Source organism: Bradyrhizobium sp. SZCCHNR1098 (genome assembly GCF_032489375.1).
Classification (GTDB): domain Bacteria; phylum Pseudomonadota; class Alphaproteobacteria; order Rhizobiales; family Xanthobacteraceae; genus Bradyrhizobium.
This window is the reverse complement of record NZ_JAUEXY010000018.1, coordinates 99,213-114,732: the sequence shown is the minus strand read 5'-3', so window position 1 is coordinate 114,732 and position 15,520 is coordinate 99,213. Positions and strand designations below refer to the sequence as shown.

Genomic DNA, 15,520 nt, shown 5'->3' with positions numbered 1-15,520 from the left:
ATCAACCCTCACGCGCTGTTCGCCACGAAATGATCGCCATAGGCCTGCCGCAGCTCGACCTTGCGCAGCTTGCCGGTGGCGGTCATCGGCATCTCCTCGAGCACCCGCACCAGCTTCGGCACCTGGAAGCCGCCAAGCGACTTGCGGCAGTGCTCGAGCAGCTCGGTCTCACTGGCCTGCGCGCCGGGCTTGAGCTTGACGAAGGCCGAGACCGCCTCGCCCCATTGCGGATGCGGCAGGCCGACGACGGCGGCATTCTGCACCGCCGGATGCGCCAGCAGGGTCTCCTCGATCTTGACCGAGGCGACGTTCTCGCCGCCGGACTTGATCATGTCCTTCTTGCGATCGAGGAACAGCACCTCGCCCTTGTCGATGACCGCGAGATCGCCGGTGTGGTGCCAGCCGAACTTGCGGGCGTCCTCGGTCGATTTCGGATCCTTGTAGTAGCCCAGCATCACGTTGGGCCCGCGATGCACCAGCTCGCCGATCTCGCCGGGCGGCAGCAGGTTGCCGGCATCGTCCATGATCGCGGTCTCGTTGACGAACAGCGACTCGCCCCAGTAATTGCCGAAACGATTGAGCTGCACCTCGGGACGCGACATCGTCGTCGCCGGATACATCTCGGTCTGGCCGCTGGTCAGCACGAAGTTCGGGCACAGCTCCCTGATGGCGCGCTCCAGCAGCGGCCGGCCCATCGGCGCCATCGTGTAGAGGCAAGTCCGCAAGTGGGAGAGGTCGAACTCCTTGCGGCGCGGATGATCCAGGATCGCCTGGTACATCAGCGGCAGGCCGACGAACACGGTGAGGCGGTCGCGCACGATCGCCTCCATGCAGGCGACCGGATCGAAGCCGCGCATCAGCGCCATGCGGCCGCCGACCGAGAGATAGCTGAGCAGCAGCACATGGCCGGCGCAGTGGAACAGCGGAAATTGTCCGGTGATGCCGTCGTCGCGCGAGAGCTGCATCTCGATGCAGTTGCTCATCACGGCCATCACCACGGCGAGATGGCAGTGCATCGCGCCCTTCGGCCGCGACGTCGTGCCCGAGGTGTAGATGATCATCGCAAGATCGCGATCGTTGATCTCGATCTCGGGCTCGACGTCCGAATGCCCCTGGATGAGGTCGTTGAAGCCGGCGAGCCCCGCGGCCTTCGCCGTCCCGGTGAGATCGACGGCGATCAGCTCGACGCCCCGCTTTTCCAGCGCGGCGCGGCGGTCCGCCTGAGCAAACAGATTGTCATCGATGAGCGCGAAGCGAACCTCGGCATGGCCGAGGATGTAATCCATGTCGGCGGGCCCGAGCATCGTATTGATCGGCACCCAGACGAGACCCGCGCGATGGATGCCGAACAGCGCTTTGACGAACTCGATCGAGTTGTTGCAGACGGTCGAGATCTTTTCGCCCGGCTTCAGCCCCTTGGCGACGAGATAGTTCGCAAACCGGTTGGCATCGCGCTCCAGCTCGGTGAACGTCACCTGACGGGCGCCATCGGTGATCGCCACCCGCTCGGGAAAGCGGCGCGCCGCGCGCTTCAGGAGATCGCCGATCGCGACCCGGCCGATGCGGCCGGGACCGGACACGCCGCCGGTGGCATCGAGATTGGTCATTGGTCTGTTCCCTCCCCATCCACGTCATTGCGAGGAGCCGAAGGCGACGAAGCAATCCAGGGCGTCGTGCAGAACTCTGGATTGCGTCGCTGCGCTCGCAATGACGGCGTATGCTGCGTCAATTCACCGTGCCAAACATCTGCCGGGCCTCGGCGGGACTTGCGATCTCGCGGCCCGCGCGCCGCGCGCACGCCGCGATGGCCTCGATCAGTTGGCCGTTCGAGGTCACCTTGGTGCCGTCGCCGAGATAGAACGTGTCCTCCAGCCCGGTGCGGAGATGGCCGCCGAGTTCGGCGCAGCGCTGGTGCAGCGGCCAGATCTCGGCGCGGCCGATCGCCGTGACCTGCCAGTGCGCTTCCGGCAGCTTCAGCTTGAGCAGGATCGGCAGCAGCTCGGGATCAGCCGGCATGCCGGAGGCAACGCCCATCACGAAATTGTACTCCAGCGGACCGCCATACATGCCGGTCTGGCGATACATCGCGACACAGCGCACGATGCCGACGTCGAAGCATTCGAATTCCGGGATCGTGTGCGCGTCCTTCATCGCGGCGAGATAGTCCTGGATCTTCTCGACCGAGTTGTCGAACATCATCGGCGGCCAGGCCCAGTTGTTGTCGGCCTTGACCTTGAGATAGTTCAGCGAGCCGGCATTGCAGGCCGCGATCTCCGGCCGGGTCTGCCGGATGCAGTCGAGCGCACCTTGATAGTTCGGTCCCGACACGCCCGAGGTGTGATTGATGATCACGCCGGGACAGGCCTCGCGGATCGCCTGCTGGATCTCGCGGGAGACGCCGACGTCCCAGGACGGCAGATGCCCCTTGCCCGGCGCCTGCTGGCGCAGATGGATGTGCATGATCGCAGCACCGGCGTCATAGGCGCGCCGCGCCTCGCGCGCCATCTCCTCGGGCGTGACCGGCACATGATGCTGCCTGGGATCGGTGAGCACGCCGTTCAGCGCGCAGGTGATGACGGCTTTGTCGCTCATGGCACTCGTTCGATGGCTTCGCGCAAGCGGCGCTGTGCTGATCCGGCCCGTATATGACGGTGTCTCCGCCTGATCTGCTTGCGTTGACTCGCTGGTTGGAGGCCGCGCAACCCGCTATTGCTCTGCATCAAGCGCCCGGACGGGATCGGCGCTAACTGGTTCCCATGTTTCTCGTCACGGGGCGTGCAATGCCGATCGACACACAACCGGCGCCGACATTTCCGAACGGCCTGAGCGCGGCCGAGGCGGCACGGCGTCTGACGGCGGAGGGATTCAACGAGCTGCCGCAGACCGGCAAACGCTCGATCCTGCGCCTCGTCGCCGACGTGCTGAAGGAGCCGATGCTGCTTCTGCTGCTCGCCGGCGGGGGCATCTATCTCGCGCTGGGCGACGCGGCGGAAGCGATGCTGCTCGGCGTGTTCGCCTCGGCCTCCGTCTTCATCACCATCGTGCAGGAGGCGCGGACCGAGCGCGTGCTGGAATCGCTGCGCGACCTCTCCAGCCCGCGCGCCCTGGTGATCCGCGACGGCGAGCGCATCCGCATCGCCGGCCGCGAGGTGGTGCGCGGCGACCTCATCGTGCTCGCCGAGGGCGATCGCGTCGCGGCCGATGCGGTGCTGCGGGAGTGCGACGATCTGCTGACGGATGAATCGCTGCTGACAGGCGAATCCGTGCCGGTGCGCAAGCGCCCGGCCCCGGCCGAGCCGATCGACAAGCCCGCCGCGGCGGCCGGCGGCGACGACCAGCCATTCGTGTTCTCCAGCAGTCTCGTCGTCCGCGGCGGCGGCATTGCCGAGGTGACGGCGACCGGGCCGCACACGGCGATCGGCAGGATCGGCCAGTCGGTGACCGCCCTGGAGACCGAGACGCCGCGGCTGCGGCAGCAGACGCGACGGCTGGTGCTGGCGTTCGCCATCGCCGGCGGCGTCGTGGTTGCGATCACGGTCGTGCTCTATGCGGTGTATCGCGGCGGCTGGCTGGAGGGAATCCTCGCCGGCATCGCGCTGGGCATGTCGATGCTCCCCGAGGAATTCCCGGTGGTGCTGACGGTGTTCCTGGCGATGGGCGCCTGGCGCATCTCGCAGGCGCGCGTGCTGACGCGGCGCGCTTCGGCGATCGAATCGCTCGGCGCCGCCACCGTGCTGTGCACCGACAAGACCGGCACCCTGACGCAGAACCGCATGATGGTGGCCCGGCTGGTGCTGCCGGACGGCAGCGTGCTGCAGCCTGCGACGGCGACGCCGGATGCCGTCGCGCCGCCCTTCCGCGATCTCGTCGCCACCGCCGTGCTGGCCTGCGACCCGCAGTCGCATGATCCGATGGAGAAGGCGCTGCACGCGCTCGGCGCCGACGCCACCGCAGGCGCCACGTTGCAGCGACGCTACGGCTTGCGCCCCGACCTGCTGGCGATGACCAACGTCTGGTCGCGCGACGGCGCCGGCGTCGTGGCGGCCAAGGGTGCGCCGGAAGCGATCGCATCGCTCTGCGGCGTCGACGGCGGCGAGCTGGCGGCGCTGCAGGCGCGCGTCGAGACGCTCGCCGCCGAGGGCCTGCGCGTGCTCGGCGTCGCCCAGGCGAGCTGGAGCGGCGAGGCGCTCCCCGACATACAGCAGGACTTCGCGTTCTCGTTCCGCGGTCTCGTCGGCTTCGCCGACCCGCTGCGTCCGGAGGTGAAGGATGCCGTCGCCGAGTGCCGCTCCGCCGGCGTCCGCGTCATCATGATCACCGGCGACTATCCCGCGACGGCCACCGCCATTGCGCGGCAGGCCGGGATCGATCCCGAGCGCGTCATCGCGGGCCCCGAGCTTGCCGATCTCGACGACGACGCCCTGGCGCTTGCGGCGCGCGTGCCGACGGCGTTCGCCCGCATCATGCCGGAGCAGAAGCTGCGCATCGTCACCGCGCTCAAGGCCGACGGCGAGATCGTCGCGATGACCGGCGACGGCGTCAACGATGCGCCGTCGCTCAAGGCGGCGCATATCGGCATCGCGATGGGCGGCCGCGGCACCGACGTCGCGCGCGAGGCCTCGGCGATCGTGCTGCTCGACGATGATTTCGGCTCGATCGTCAAGGCGATCCGGCTGGGACGGCGCATCTACGACAATCTGCGCAAGGCGATGAGCTTCATCCTTGCCGTGCACTTTCCGATCGCCGGGCTGGCGCTGCTGCCGCTCGTCACCGGTCTGCCGCTGCTGCTCGGGCCCGTGCACATCGCCTTTCTCGAGATGATCATCGATCCCGTCTGTTCGCTGGTGTTCGAGGCCGAGACCGAGGAGAGCGACATCATGCGGCGGCCGCCGCGCGATCCGCAGGAGCCATTGCTGCCGCGGCCGCTGGTGCTGTGGGGGGCGCTGCAGGGCATCCTGGCGATGCTCACCACGGGCGGCGTCCTGCTGCTGGCACACCGCAACGGCATGCCGGACGACGAGCTCCGCGCGCTGGTGTTCTTCACCCTGGTGTCGGTGATCGTGAGCCTGATCTTCGTCAACCGCTCGTTCTCGAGCTCGCTGCGCGAGGCGCTGCTGCGGCCGAACCGCATGCTGCTGCTGGTGATCGGCTTCGTCGTCGCCGTGCTCGCGACCAGCCTGACGCTGCCCGCCGCCGCGGCGCTGTTCCGGTTCGGACCGCTGCATGTCGACGATCTCGCGCTGACCGCGGCAGCCGCGCTGACCACGCTGATCATGCTCGAACTGTCGAAGTTCCCACTACGCGCCGCGCTCGCGCGGCACGCAGCCAGGAAAGATCAGGTCAAGGCCGCCTCGCCGGCGCGGTAAATCGCGAGATCGCGCGAGCCGGAGAAGATCGCGCGCGGCTTCAGCCCGTAGAAGCGGCGGATCGAATGGCTGAAATGCGTCGAGTCGGGATAGCCGATGTCCTGCGCGAGATGCGCGAGGTTGAGGTCCTGGTTGGCGTAGTTGAGCAGATGCCGCGCGCGCTTCCAGGCCCGGAACGAACGGAAGGAGATGTCGGTCTCCTCCTTGAACAGATGCAGGAAGCGCGACGTCGACAGCCCCACGGCGGCGGCGCAGCTCTCGGCCGTGGCCGGCTCGCCGGAGAAGCGGCTGATCAGACCGATCGCCTTGACCACGCGCGGATCGAGCGTCCGCTGCGGCAGCACCTCGCCGAAGCAGAGCCGGTCGAAGATCGCGCTGGTGACGTCGCCGCTCAGCGGCCGCTGCACCAGCTCCTCATAGGCGGCGCGAATGCGGCAGGCGAACGCCTCGGCCTCGCGGGCGACGCGGCTGGCGAAGCGGTCCAGCGTGCCGATCGGCACGCTCTCCGGCTCGATGGTGACGACGATGACGGTGCGATAATCGCTCTCGATGGTGTGCGGCCGGTTCGGCGGCACGACCAGCAGCTCGCCGCTGCGCTCTTCGGCTCCTTCGGCCAGCAGCCGCAGGCTGCCGGTGAGCGCGACGTAGATATGGCACGCGCCCGAGCAGCGTTGGCGCGGACGACCGAGCAGCCCGGCGTAGAAGACGCGCTCGGGCGTGATCAGCATGAGATGGCCGGAGTCCCGGCGGGTCACATCCATGGTCTTCCTCCTGAGGCGCGGCTCTGGCGGCCGCTTCTTTGGAGAAGAACCATAGCGCAATTCGCGCCCCTGTCATCGGCGACGATTGCCGATTTTTGTCGCGGTTAATTCACCGATTCGAGATGATCGTGATTCCGGGTTCGATGCTCAAGCATCGCCCCGGAATGACGTCCCCAAAGCTACGGCCTGACCCGCGGCTCGATGCCCTGCTCCACGCCCGCACGCTGCTCGGCGGCGCGTGCCCGCTGATAGCCCTCGCGCTGCTGCAATCGCACCCAATAGGCAGCCACATTCGGCCCAAAATCCTTGGCGAGCCCAAGCGTGTCTGCGAGACGCAATGCATAGCCGATCACGATGTCGGCCGCGGTGAAACGACCCGCGCACAAGAACTCGGCATTCGCCGTCGCTGCCTCCACGGCGCGCAGCCGTCCCAGGAACCACTTGGCATAATCGGTGGCGACCTGCGGCGAGCGCCGCTCCTCCGGCTCGAGCTGAGTGTATCGCAATACCAGCGTCTGCGGGAACGTCAGCGTGGCGTCGGAGAAATACATCCAGTTCAGGAACGCGCCGTAGTCCTTTTCCTCAGGCCCGACCATCAGCGGCGTGGGTCCGTGCTTGACGCCGAGGTAATGGCAGATGCCCGAGGACTCCGTCATCTTCGTCTCGCCGTCGATCAGAAACGGGATCGTGCCGAGCGGATTGATCGCCAGATACTCCTTCGCCAGCACCCGCGGCGGGAACGGCAGCATCTTCAACTCGTAGTTAAGTCGAAGCTCTTCCAGCATCCACAACGGGCGAAACGAGCGGGCGCCGTCGCAATGATACAGCGTGATCATCAGGCGCTCCCCGCTTTGCCGCTGCCTGGCAAGGTCCCCATCATCTTGCACAGGATCGTCAGCATCACCTCGTCGGCGCCGCCGCCGATCGAGCTCAGGCGCGAATCCCGGTAGGCGCGGCTGACCGGTGTCTCGTTCATGAAGCCCATGCCGCCCCAATATTGCAGGCAGGCGTCGGTGAGCTCGCGCCCCAACCGGCCGGTCTTGAGCTTCACCATGGTCGCGAGCCGTGTCACGTCCTCGCCGGCGATCAGCGCCTCCGCGGCCTGGTAGGTCAGCGCGCGCAGCAGCTCGACCTCGGTCTGCATTTCCGCGAGCTTGAAGTGGACGACCTGGTTGTCGAGGATCGAGCGACCGAACGCCTTGCGGTTGCGGGTGTACTCGATGGTCGCATTGATGATCGCTTCATGCGCCTTCAGGCAGGCCGCGCCGGCCCACAGCCGCTCCTCCTGGAACTGCATCATCTGATAAGTAAAACCCTGCCCCTCCTCGCCGATGCGGTTGCGCTTGGGGACGCGAACGTTGTCGAAGAAGATCTGCGCCGTGTCCGACGAGCGCATGCCCATCTTGTCGAGCTTGCGCGCGACCTGCACGCCCTTGCTCTTCATCGGCACGCAGATCAGCGACTTGTTGCGATGGACAGGTCCGTCGCTGGTGTTGGCGAGCAGGCAGATGAAATCGGCCTGGGTGCCGTTGGTGATCCACATCTTGCCGCCATTGATGACGTAGTCGTCGCCATCGCCGCGCGCCTGGGTCTTGATCGAGGCGACATCGGAGCCCGCGCCGGGCTCGGAGACGCCGATGCAGGCGACGTAGTCGCCTGAGATCGCGGGCGCCAGGAACTCCTTGCGCACCTCGTCGGAGCCGAACCGCGCCAGCGCTGGCGTCGCCATGTCGGTCTGCACGCCGATCGCCATCGGGATGGCGCCACAATTGATGGCGCCGAGCTCTTCCGCCATCATCAGCGCGTAGGAATAGTCCAGCCCCTGGCCGCCGAACTCGACCGGCTTGTTGAGACCGAGAAAGCCGAGGTCACCGAGCTTCTTGAACAGCTCATGCGCCGGAAAGATGCCGGCCTCCTCCCATTCGTCGACATGGGGATTGATCTCGGCGGCGATGAATTTCTGCAGGATGCGGCGCGGTTCGTCGTGGTCGGCGGTGAAGAGCATTCTTCGTCGAGCTCCTGTCGTCTCTTTTCTTGACGTCATGGCCGGGCTTGTCCCGGCCATCCACGTCGTTGTTCTTATATGGCGTACAGCGTGGATGCCCGGGTCAAGCCCGGGCATGACGAGCGGACAGAGTGCGCGTCACAATCCCATCTGCCGGCTGGCCAGATCCTTCATGATCTCCTCGGTGCCGCCGCCGATCGCGTTGACCTTCACCTCGCGATAGATCCGCTCGACCCGGATGCCGCGCATGAAGCCGGCGCCGCCGAAGATCTGCACCGCTTCGGAAGCGCAGTAGGCCATCGTCTGCGTCGCCTGGTTCTTCATCATGCAGATCTCGGCGACCGGATTGTCGCCCTGTTCGAGCCGCCACGCCAGCATTTCCAGCATCGCCTGCGATGCCGCCACGCGCTGCGCCATGTCGACCAGCTTGTGGCGGATGACCTGGTGCTGCGCGAGCGGCTTGCCAAAGGTCTGGCGCTCCTTGGCGTAGGCAATCGCATCGTCGAGGCAGACACGGGCGTAGGCCGTGCAGCTCGCCGCCATGCCCATCCGCTCGCTGTTGAAATTGTGCATGATCAGCTTGAAGCCCTGCCCCTCCTCGCCGATCAGGTTCTCGACGGGCACGCGGCAGCCGTCGAAATGCAGGGTCGCGGTGTCCGACGCCCACCAGCCCATCTTGTCGAGCTTGGTGCGCGTCAGCCCCGGTGTGTCACCGGGAACCAGCAGCAGGCTGACGCCCGCCGGCCCAGGTCCGCCGGTGCGCACGGCGACAGTGATGTAGTCAGCGCGCATCCCGGAGGTGATGAACGTCTTCTCGCCGCTGACGACGTAGTGATCGCCGTCGCGGACCGCCTTGGTCCTGAGATTGGCGACATCCGAGCCGCCGCTCGGCTCGGTGATCGCGAGCGCCGAAATCTTCGAGCCCGATAGTATGTCCGGCAGCACCCGCGCCCTCACCTCCGGCCGCGCGGCGCGCGCGATCGGCGGCGCGCCGATCGTATGGCTCATCAGGCTGGCGCTGATGCCGCCGGCACCCGCACGCGCCAATTCCTGCGACGACACGATCTTCATGAACTGGTCGGCCGGCACGCCGCCGAATTCCTCCGGGAAGCCGAGCCCAAGCAGGCCGATCTCCGCCGCCTTCAGATACAGCGCGCGCGGAAATTCGCCGGCCTCGTCCCACGTGCTCGCGAACGGCGCGATCTCCTTGTCGACGAAGCGCCTGATGACGTCGCGGAAGGCCTCGTGCTCGGCCGTGTAGAACGGGCTCTTGGTCATGGCGGCGCCGGGAGGATCCTGCTTCGTGCGCGGGAGAAGATGCGCCGGAAACGCCCGATCAACTTGCGTGGAGTGGCTGGCCGGCAAAATCACCTGCGGCGCGCCCGATCGGCCTCCGCCAGGTTCCCAAGGCCAGCGCCTGGACGCAAGACAGTGCATTGCACACATCTGCCCACTCGATTGCGGTGAGCGGCCTCCCATGGCCACCATCGCCGCAGGCCAAGAGCAAAAACGACAATCACGAAAATTCAATCGAGGAAGCCCAGGGATGTTGCCGATGACGACCAGGACTCTGCTCTCATTCGCGGCCGCGGCCGCCTTTTCCGTACTGGCGAGCCAGAGCGCGCTTGCGCAGAAGAAATACGACACCGGCGCCACCGACACCGAAATCAGGATCGGCAACGTCGAGGCCTATAGCGGCCCGGCCTCCGCCTACGGCATCATCGGCAAGACGGAGGAGGCCTATTTCAAGATGATCAACGATCAGGGCGGCATCAACGGCCGCCGGATCAACTTCATTTCCTATGACGACGGCTACAGCCCGCCGAAGACGGTCGAGCAGGTGCGCAAGCTGATCGAGAGCGACGAGGTGTTCCTGGTGTTCAATGCGCTGGGCACGCCGACCCAGACCGCCGTGCAGAAATATCACAACGCCAAGAAGGTGCCGCAGCTGTTCCTGGCCACCGGCGCCAGCAAATGGAACGACCCGAAGGAATTCCCCTGGACCATGGGCTTCCAGCCGAGCTACCGCGTCGAGGCGCGGATCTTCGCCAAGTACATCCTCAAGGAGAAGCCGAACGCGAAGATCGCGATCTTTTATGCCAATGACGATTTCGGCAAGGACTACGTCCTCGGCATCAAGGAGGTGCTCGGCGACAAGGCCAAGACCATGATCGTCGCCGAGGAGAGCTACGAGACCACCGAGCCCTCGATCGATTCCCATATCGTCAAGCTGAAGGGAACCGGCGCTGACGTGTTCGTCAACATCTCCACGCCGAAATTCGCAGCCCAGGCGATCAAGAAGATCGCCGAGCTGGAATGGAAGCCGATGCATGTCATGACCGACGTCTCGATCTCGATCGGCGCGGTGATGAAGCCCGCCGGCCTCGATGCGTCCGAAGGCGTGCTGTCCGCCGGCTATCTCAAGGATCCGTCGGACCCCCAGTGGAAGGACGACGAGGGCATGAAGAAGTTCATGGCCTTCATCGACAAGTACATGCCGGGCGCCAACATCTCCGACGCCAACCTCGCCTATGGCTATGCCGCGGCCCAGACCATGGTGCAGACCCTGAAGCAGTGCGGCGACACTCTCACCCGCGACAACGTCATGAAGCAGGCCGCCAGCCTGAAGGATTTTGCGCCCGACACCCTGATCCCCGGCATCAAGGTCAATACCGGCCCCAATGATTTCGCCCCGATCGAGCAGCTCAAGATGATGCAGTTCAAGGGCGGCAAATGGGACCTGTTCGGCGACATCATCAGCGCGGACGTCGGGGGATAGGCGGACAAGATCGTCCCGTGTGCTTCAGCCAACCCGTTTCGCTGGTCTGAGCACACGGGCTTGGCATTGGCCTCGCTCTCGCAACGACGGCAGTGTGCTCCCCTCCCCCTTGCGGGGAGGGGTTGGGGGTGGGGGTCCACGCGCACCGACCCGCATGAAGGCCCCCGCGCCTATCGACGTCGTCGCTCGATATATCAGGCGCTCTGGACCTCAGCCCCCTCGCCCCTGCCGCGAAGCCGTGCTCGCGTCTCTCAGAGATCCTCCCTCATCACATCGAGCACGACTCGTTGGACCCCCACCCCCTCCCCGCAAGGGGGAGGGGAGCTGACCGACATCGCGGCAAGAGCCTGCTCTTCACGAAGAAAACCGATGTTCGGCCTGCCTCCGGATTCTGATAAAAATAATTTACTTGCGATTTTTCGGAATTCATGATTGTATCCCTGCATCCCGCCTCACCGCAGAGGGGCGTTGCGCGCGATCGTCACGACACGCGAGGTGGGGATGCGATGGCCGCGAGAGATCGCAGCATTCTCCTCAACGAGGATGCGGACGAACGATCGCTTGCGGACGTGAAGTCGCAGCGTCCTGACACCCCGATGCTGGTGTCCCGCGCAATGCGCAAGCATTGTCGCGAATGGTGGCCAACAAGCCCGGCGCACCAGGGAGACTGCGTATAAGCGTGAAGACCGTCGCGCAGGGAATGCCGGTTGAATCGGCTTTGCCTGTGGTACCTGCCGCCTGCATTTTTTGAGCAGGCGGGCCATGGGTGAGGCCTTCACCCGGCATTCCCTGCGCCCTCTGCATTTGAGGAGGGACGAACTGATCGCAGACCTCGGGCATGATGTGCCGCGGGAATGCGTCGACATGTCCGTCGTCTACTGTTCGATCCGTTCTGCTGTTTAGGCCTTCTGCTGTTTGAGCCGTGAATCCGCCCACCCACCGCTGTCGTCCCGGCGAACGCCGGGACCCATACTCCGCGGCGGTTGTGTTGGGCAAAATGCCAATGACCAGCCAGCCTCAAACCCCTCCCTGGGGGTATGGGTCCCGGCGTTCGCCGGGACGACAGCGTATTTGTAGGAGCACCGCGTCTCCCACACGCACCGTCCTAGCGAACGCGGCGACGGAGTCAGCTGCCGTAGGGTGGGCAAAGCGGACGCCCGCAGGGCGGTTGCGTGCCCACCGTCCGTCGGCGCATTCGGAGCGAATGGTGGGCACGGCGTGCGGTGGAGCGCAGCATGCAACACGCACCGGGGCGCGCCTTTGCCCACCCTACACCTAACAACTCACGCCACGCCCTGCACGAACAGCGCGAACGGCTCCTCGATCGTCTTGCGCAGATGCTCGCGATAGAAGGCATAGTGCGGATCGTCAGTCCCGAGTCGGCCGAAGCTCGGCTCCACCACATTGCGCAGCGGAAGCAGCGCGATTGGCGCCGCGATCGGCGTCAGCAGCGAGCCGCGGCCCGCCAACAGCGTCGTGATGATGCCGTACATCTCGCCGGTAATGGTGGGACGCGACACGGTGATCAGGCGGTGCTGGCCGTGGCGGTTGGTGACGAGGTAGACGAAGCCGGACTGGTTGGGCACGGCGACCTCGCCGAACTGCGTGAACGCCGCATCGAGCCGCGCGCCCTCGCGAAACACCAGCGACGACGCCGCATCGTCCCAGGCGATGTCGGTGCGGTAGGCGTAGATCGCGTCCTTGTCGCCGAATGACGGCCGCAAGGTGACGTAGATGCCCTCGATCCACTCCACAGCCCGCCGCGAATAGGAGCCGAGACTGTCCGGCGCGATGCCGCCGCTCGTGGCAGGCGCGGCGAGAGGCGCGCTCGGCGCCTTGCGCAGGGACATGCCGAGCGCCTGCTCCAGCCGGACGATGGTCGCCAGCGTGAACGGGCGGCGGCCGCCGAGCGCCTTCTCCAGGGTCGACAGGCTCAGCCTGGCCTGCTCCGCCAGCGCCTGCCGCGACATCCGGCGCCGCGCGATCTCCTCGCGGATGGTCTCCGCGACCTGCCGGCTCTGCTCGTCGGAAAGCTCGCTGTTGTCCGGTATCGACATCCTGTCCCCTGCCGCGTGATGCGCACCTCTTCTAGCAGACGGACAAATCGGCACAAACCCGGACAGATCAGCCGCGCTCTCGACCGCCACCGGACAGACACGGGCGGGCCGCGGCCGAACAAGACCGACCATTCCGCTCGCGGCGCTGGCGCGCTGCGCTCAGTGTCGGCAGGCCGAAATTGTTCGTTGCGGAGCCAATGATGAGCGAGACGATCGACCACGATATCAGAAGCAGCACCCATCCGGTCCGGTCGTGGATCGTGACCATGCTGCTATTCCTGCTGCTGCAGGCCGCCGCCGTGCTGCTGGTCGGCTTCACGGCGCTGTTTCTCAGTGTCACCCCCGGCTGGTCCGCCGAAGGGCCGCTGGCGCCGCTGACCAGGCCGGGCGATCCCCGCTCCGGCGCGCTGCTGTTCAAATCCGACGGCAGCTATGCCGAGGCGCCGCGGCTCGGCATCGACGTCGACATCGTCGTCTCCGGCCCGACCGCGCGGGCGCGCGTGACGCAGCTGTTCAAGAACACCAGCACGCAATGGATGGAGGCGGTCTATGTCTATCCGCTGCCGCCCGACAGCGCGGTGGACACGCTGAAGATGATCGTCGGCGATCGCGTCGTGGTCGGCGATATCAAGCCGCGCCAGCAGGCCAAGGTGATCTATGAGCAGGCGAAGCGCGACGGCAAGACCGCCGCGCTGACCGAGCAGGAGCGGCCGAACATCTTCACCAACTCGCTCGCCAATATCGGCCCCGGCGAGACCGTGCTGGTGCAGATCGAATATCAGCAGCCGGTGGCACAGAGTGGCGGCGAATTCTCGCTGCGGGTGCCGCTGGTGGTGGCGCCGCGCTACAATCCGGCGCCGATCGTGCAGAGCGTCGATTTGCGCCCAGACAGCAACGGCTGGGGCGCGGCGAGCAACGATCCCGTCCCTGATCGCGACCGCATCTCGCCGGAGGTGCTCGACCCCGCCAAGAGTGATCCGGTCAACCCGACCAAGATCACGGTGCGGCTGCAGGCCGGCTTCGCGCTCGGCGAGGTCAAGAGCCACCATCACCAGGTGACCATCGACAGCCCCGATGCGAGGACGCGTGTCGTGACCCTGGCCGAGGGCGTGGTGCCGGCCGATCGTGACTTCGAGCTGACCTGGAAGCCGGCGGCGGTTGCGATGCCGTCGGTCGGGCTGTTCCACGAGCAGGTCGGCGACGCCGACTATCTGCTCGCCTTCGTCACGCCTCCTGCGGTGACGGCGTCAGCGCAGCGCCCGCAGCCGCGCGACGTCATCTTCGTGATCGACAATTCCGGATCGATGGGCGGCACCTCGATCCGCCAGGCCAAGGCCAGCCTGCTCTACGCGCTGGGCCGGCTACAGCCGGGCGATCGCTTCAACGTGATCCGCTTCGACGACACCATGACGGTGCTCTTCCCCGCCTCGGTGCCGGCCGATGCCGAGCATGTCGGCAGCGCCACCAGCTACGTGAGTTCGCTGGATGCGCGCGGCGGCACCGAGATGGTCCCGGCGATGCGCGCGGCGCTGACCGACGACGGCAGCGACAGCGCGCGCGTGCGGCAGGTGGTGTTCCTGACCGATGGCGCCATCGGCAACGAGCAGCAACTGTTCGAGACGATCACCGCGATGCGCGGCCGCTCGCGCATCTTCATGGTCGGTATCGGCTCGGCACCGAACACCTATCTGATGACGCGCGCCGCCGAGCTCGGCCGCGGCGCCTTCACTCATATCGGCTCGGTCGAGCAGGTCGAGGAGCGCATGCGCGGCCTGTTCGCCAAGCTCGAGAACCCGGCCGTGACCGGGCTCAGCGCGCGCTTCTCGGAAGCCTCGGCCGATCTGACGCCCGCGGTGCTGCCCGACGTCTATCGCGACGAGCCGCTGGTGCTGGCAGCAAAACTCGACCGCCTCGCCGGATCACTGCAGCTCGAGGGCCGCATCGGCGACCAGTCCTGGACCATCACGCTGCCGCTGTCCGGCGCGGCCGAAGGCAAGGGCCTGTCGAAGCTGTGGGCACGGCGCAAGATCGGCGATGCCGAGGTAGCGAAGACGATGCGGCAGATGACGCCGGAGGAAACCGACGGCGCCATCCTGAAGCTGGCGCTGGAGCACCAGTTGGTGACCCGCCTGACCAGCCTCGTCGCCGTCGACAAGACGCCGCGCCGTCCCGATGGCGAGCCGCTCAAGCTTTCCGAGCTGCCGATCAACCTGCCCGCTGGATGGGACTATGAGAAGGTGTTCGGCGAGCGCGGTGGGATGCCGGCGATGCGGAAGGACCGCCGCGCCGAAGCCGACGGCGACATCCAGCTCGCCGCGCTGAAGCGGCCGGTGGTGCCGGCGGCGCCCGCCACGATCACGCTGCCGAAGACGGCAACCGATGCCGAGCTCAGCATGCTGCTCGGGCTGGGGATCCTGATGCTCGAACTGATCTGGCTCGCCGCCCTTCGGCGGCGGGCTGCCAACTAACTAACGGCGTCATTGCGAGGAGCCGAAGGTGACGAAGCAATCCAGGGCCGGGTGCGCGACTCTGGATTGCTTCGTCGCTTCGCT

At 66.4% G+C, this 15,520-nt stretch carries 10 protein-coding genes; 3 read left to right on the top strand and 7 right to left on the bottom strand.

What is annotated here, in order from left to right:
* Positions 1-8: 8 nt before the first annotated feature.
* Both QX135_RS29910 and QX135_RS29905 read right to left on the bottom strand, forming a co-directional pair.
* Positions 9-1,607, bottom strand: coding sequence for an AMP-binding protein (locus QX135_RS29910; protein ID WP_316179031.1), 1,599 nt, complete (start codon positions 1,605-1,607; stop codon positions 9-11).
* 118 nt (positions 1,608-1,725) lie between these two features.
* Positions 1,726-2,592: a 3-keto-5-aminohexanoate cleavage protein gene (locus QX135_RS29905; protein ID WP_316179030.1), complete on the bottom strand. Its 867-nt coding sequence runs from the start codon at positions 2,590-2,592 to the stop codon at positions 1,726-1,728.
* Between the two features lie 188 nt (positions 2,593-2,780).
* On the opposite strand from QX135_RS29905, the gene QX135_RS29900 reads away from it, so the two are divergent.
* Positions 2,781-5,366: a cation-translocating P-type ATPase gene (locus QX135_RS29900; protein ID WP_316179028.1), complete on the top strand. Its 2,586-nt coding sequence runs from the start codon at positions 2,781-2,783 to the stop codon at positions 5,364-5,366.
* Here QX135_RS29900 and QX135_RS29895 read toward each other — a convergent pair.
* The 4 genes from QX135_RS29895 to QX135_RS29880 all read right to left on the bottom strand — a co-directional run bounded on the left by QX135_RS29895 (position 5,336) and on the right by QX135_RS29880 (position 9,410).
* A complete protein-coding gene (locus tag QX135_RS29895; protein ID WP_315798772.1) occupies positions 5,336-6,127 on the bottom strand; it encodes a helix-turn-helix domain-containing protein in 792 nt (263 codons plus the stop codon). The genes QX135_RS29900 and QX135_RS29895 overlap by 31 nt on opposite strands.
* A 179-nt stretch (positions 6,128-6,306) precedes the next feature.
* Positions 6,307-6,963: a glutathione S-transferase family protein gene (locus QX135_RS29890; RefSeq protein WP_316162338.1), complete on the bottom strand. Its 657-nt coding sequence runs from the start codon at positions 6,961-6,963 to the stop codon at positions 6,307-6,309.
* Positions 6,963-8,132 carry an acyl-CoA dehydrogenase family protein gene (locus QX135_RS29885; protein WP_316179025.1) on the bottom strand — a complete coding sequence of 390 codons (1,170 nt, stop codon included), beginning with the start codon at positions 8,130-8,132 and terminating at the stop codon, positions 6,963-6,965. Before QX135_RS29885 ends, QX135_RS29890 begins: the two co-directional genes overlap by 1 nt.
* A 138-nt stretch (positions 8,133-8,270) precedes the next feature.
* Positions 8,271-9,410 (bottom strand): acyl-CoA dehydrogenase family protein, encoded by a 1,140-nt coding sequence (locus QX135_RS29880; protein ID WP_315778217.1) that lies wholly within the window; start codon positions 9,408-9,410, stop codon positions 8,271-8,273.
* A gap of 268 nt (positions 9,411-9,678) precedes the next feature.
* On the opposite strand from QX135_RS29880, the gene QX135_RS29875 reads away from it, so the two are divergent.
* Complete coding sequence (locus tag QX135_RS29875) at positions 9,679-10,911, top strand: ABC transporter substrate-binding protein (protein ID WP_315781338.1); 1,233 nt, start codon at positions 9,679-9,681, stop codon at positions 10,909-10,911.
* Positions 10,912-12,194: 1,283 nt separating this feature from the next.
* On the opposite strand, the gene QX135_RS29870 is transcribed toward QX135_RS29875, so the two are convergent.
* A complete protein-coding gene (locus QX135_RS29870; RefSeq protein ID WP_316179023.1) occupies positions 12,195-12,968 on the bottom strand; it encodes a helix-turn-helix transcriptional regulator in 774 nt (257 codons plus the stop codon).
* 200 nt (positions 12,969-13,168) lie between these two features.
* On the opposite strand from QX135_RS29870, the gene QX135_RS29865 reads away from it, so the two are divergent.
* Entirely contained in the window at positions 13,169-15,436 is a 2,268-nt protein-coding gene (locus QX135_RS29865; RefSeq protein WP_316179021.1) for a marine proteobacterial sortase target protein, read from the top strand.
* Positions 15,437-15,520 lie beyond the last annotated feature (84 nt).

Coding starts and splice junctions, on each gene's coding strand:
- QX135_RS29910 (WP_316179031.1), bottom strand. CDS start 1,607: ATGACCAATCTCGATGCCACCGGCGGCGTGTCCGGTCCCGGCCGCATC.
- QX135_RS29865 (WP_316179021.1), top strand. CDS start 13,169: ATGAGCGAGACGATCGACCACGATATCAGAAGCAGCACCCATCCGGTC.
- QX135_RS29870 (WP_316179023.1), bottom strand. CDS start 12,968: ATGTCGATACCGGACAACAGCGAGCTTTCCGACGAGCAGAGCCGGCAG.
- QX135_RS29890 (WP_316162338.1), bottom strand. CDS start 6,963: ATGATCACGCTGTATCATTGCGACGGCGCCCGCTCGTTTCGCCCGTTG.
- QX135_RS29885 (WP_316179025.1), bottom strand. CDS start 8,132: ATGCTCTTCACCGCCGACCACGACGAACCGCGCCGCATCCTGCAGAAA.
- QX135_RS29875 (WP_315781338.1), top strand. CDS start 9,679: ATGTTGCCGATGACGACCAGGACTCTGCTCTCATTCGCGGCCGCGGCC.
- QX135_RS29900 (WP_316179028.1), top strand. CDS start 2,781: ATGCCGATCGACACACAACCGGCGCCGACATTTCCGAACGGCCTGAGC.
- QX135_RS29905 (WP_316179030.1), bottom strand. CDS start 2,592: ATGAGCGACAAAGCCGTCATCACCTGCGCGCTGAACGGCGTGCTCACC.
- QX135_RS29895 (WP_315798772.1), bottom strand. CDS start 6,127: ATGGATGTGACCCGCCGGGACTCCGGCCATCTCATGCTGATCACGCCC.
- QX135_RS29880 (WP_315778217.1), bottom strand. CDS start 9,410: ATGACCAAGAGCCCGTTCTACACGGCCGAGCACGAGGCCTTCCGCGAC.